Source organism: Rhodococcus sp. PML026 (genome assembly GCF_000963615.1).
Taxonomy (GTDB): domain Bacteria; phylum Actinomycetota; class Actinomycetes; order Mycobacteriales; family Mycobacteriaceae; genus Rhodococcoides; species Rhodococcoides fascians.
This window is the reverse complement of record NZ_KQ031371.1, coordinates 537,361-540,441: the sequence shown is the minus strand read 5'-3', so window position 1 is coordinate 540,441 and position 3,081 is coordinate 537,361. Positions and strand designations below refer to the sequence as shown.

The window sequence follows — 3,081 nt, the reverse complement described above, 5'->3', positions numbered from 1 at the left end:
GTGGCTGGTGCTGCTGTGAGTCTGGGTTGTGTGTGTTGTTTGAGAATTGCACAGTGGACGCGAGCATCTTTGTTGTAAGTAATGAAGAGCGTACGGTGGATGCCTTGGCACCAGGAGCCGATGAAGGACGTAGGAGGCTGCGATAAGCCTCGGGGAGCTGTCAACCGAGCTGTGATCCGAGGGTGTCCGAATGGGGAAACCCAGCACGAGTGATGTCGTGTTACCCGCATCTGAATATATAGGGTGTGTGGAGGGAACGTGGGGAAGTGAAACATCTCAGTACCCACAGGAAGAGAAAACAATAGTGATTCCGTGAGTAGTGGCGAGCGAAAGCGGATGAGGCCAAACTTTGTGCGTGTGATACCCGGCAGGGGTTGCGTATGGAGGGTTGTGGGGTTTGCATTGTCGATTCTGCCGGATCGGCCGACAGTGAGAAATTGTGGTGTTAGTCGAAGTGGTCTGGAACGGCCTGTCGTAGAGGGTGAGAGTCCCGTAGACGAAAACATTGCAACTGTCGTTGTGGATACCCAAGTAGCAGCGGGCCCGTGAAATCTGCTGTGAATCTGTCGGGACCACCCGATAAGCCTGAATACTCCCTGGTGACCGATAGCGGACTAGTACCGTGAGGGAAAGGTGAAAAGTACCCCGGGAGGGGAGTGAAATAGTACCTGAAACCGTGCGCTTACAATCCGTCAAAGCCGGTGCATGACTTGTCATGGCTGGTGATGGCGTGCCTTTTGAAGAATGAGCCTGCGAGTTAGTGGCATGTCGCGAGGTTAACCCGTGTGGGGTAGCCGTAGCGAAAGCGAGTCCGAATAGGGCGTATCCACCTTGTGTGGTGTAGTGGCGTGTTCTAGACCCGAAGCGGAGTGATCTACCCATGGCCAGGTTGAAGCGACGGTAAGACGTCGTGGAGGACCGAACCCACTTAGGTTGAAAACTGAGGGGATGAGTTGTGGGTAGGGGTGAAAGGCCAATCAAACTCCGTGATAGCTGGTTCTCCCCGAAATGCATTTAGGTGCAGCGTCACGTGTTTCTCACCGGAGGTAGAGCTACTGGATGGTCTAGGGGGCCTACAAGCTTACCGAAATCAGCCAAACTCCGAATGCCGGTGAGTGAGAGCGTGGCAGTGAGACTGCGGGCGATAAGGTTCGTAGTCGAGAGGGAAACAGCCCAGATCGCCAGCTAAGGTCCCTAAGCGTGTACTAAGTGGAAAAGGATGTGGGGTCGCGAAGACAACCAGGAGGTTGGCTTAGAAGCAGCCACCCTTGAAAGAGTGCGTAATAGCTCACTGGTCAAGTGATCCTGCGCCGACAATGTAGCGGGGCTCAAGTACACCACCGAAGCTGCGGCACTCACACAATAGCCCCATTCAGGTCTGCGGATCTGTGTGCAGGTGTGTGGGTGGGTAGGGGAGCGTCGTGCAGCCATGGAAGCATCGGAGTGATCCAGGTGTGGAGGCTGCGCGAGTGAGAATGCAGGCATGAGTAGCGAAAGACGAGTGAGAAACTCGTCCGCCGAATGACCAAGGGTTCCTGGGCCAGGTTAATCCGCCCAGGGTGAGTCGGGACCTAAGACGAGGCCGACAGGCGTAGCCGATGGACAACGGGTTGATATTCCCGTACCCGTGTAACCGCGCCCATGGTGAATCAGTGACACTAACCACCCTGAATCCAGATGACCGATCTCTTTCGAGAGTGAGGCGTGTGGTGGATGCGTGGGACCTGATCTGGTAGTAGCCAAGCGATGGGGTGACGCAGGAAGGTAGCTGGGCCAGTCAGTGGTTGTACTGGTGTAAGCCTGTAGGGCGAACGGTAGGCAAATCCGCCGTTCATCAAGCCTGAGAGGTGATGCGTAGCCGATTGAGGCGAATTCAGTGATCCTATGCTGCCGAGAAAAGCCTCTAGTGAGTTGTTACACGGCCCGTACCCCAAACCGACACAGGTGGTCAGGTAGAGAATACTAAGGCGATCGAGATAACTATGGTTAAGGAACTCGGCAAAATGCCCCCGTAACTTCGGGAGAAGGGGGGCCCCTGCCGGTGATCACTCTTGCAGTGTGAGCTGGTGTGGGCCGCAGAGACCAGTGAGAAGCGACTGTTTACTAAAAACACAGGTCCGTGCGAAGTCGTAAGACGATGTATACGGACTGACGCCTGCCCGGTGCTGGAAGGTTAAGAGGACCGGTTAGCCAGTAATGGCGAAGCTGAGAATTTAAGCCCCAGTAAACGGCGGTGGTAACTATAACCATCCTAAGGTAGCGAAATTCCTTGTCGGGTAAGTTCCGACCTGCACGAATGGCGTAACGACTTCTCAGCTGTCTCAACCATAGACTCGGCGAAATTGCATTACGAGTAAAGATGCTCGTTACGCGCGGCAGGACGAAAAGACCCCGGGACCTTCACTACAGCTTGGTATTGGTGTTCGGTTCGGTTTGTGTAGGATAGGTGGGAGACTGTGAAGCGGTGACGCCAGTTACTGTGGAGTCGTTGTTGAAATACCACTCTGATCGTATTGGATACCTCAACCTCGGACCATGATCTGGTTCAGGGACAGTGCCTGGTGGGTAGTTTAACTGGGGCGGTTGCCTCCTAAAATGTAACGGAGGCGCCCAAAGGTTCCCTCAGCCTGGTTGGCAATCAGGTGTCGAGTGCAAGTGCACAAGGGAGCTTGACTGTGAGACTGACAAGTCGAGCAGGGACGAAAGTCGGGACTAGTGATCCGGCACCGGCAAGTGGAAGCGGTGTCGCTCAACGGATAAAAGGTACCCCGGGGATAACAGGCTGATCTTCCCCAAGAGTCCATATCGACGGGATGGTTTGGCACCTCGATGTCGGCTCGTCGCATCCTGGGGCTGGAGTAGGTCCCAAGGGTTGGGCTGTTCGCCCATTAAAGCGGCACGCGAGCTGGGTTTAGAACGTCGTGAGACAGTTCGGTCTCTATCCGCCGCGCGCGTAAGAAACTTGAGGAAGGCTGTCCCTAGTACGAGAGGACCGGGACGGACGAACCTCTGGTGTGCCAGTTGTTCCACCAGGAGCACCGCTGGTTGGCTACGTTCGGAAGGGATAACCGCTGAAAGCAT

The 3,081-nt window shown here is 55.1% G+C and carries 1 rRNA gene; it reads left to right on the top strand.

Going from position 1 to position 3,081, the window contains the following annotated elements:
- The first annotated feature begins 72 nt into the window (after positions 1-72).
- Positions 73-3,081 (top strand): 23S ribosomal RNA (locus tag VF34_RS10050).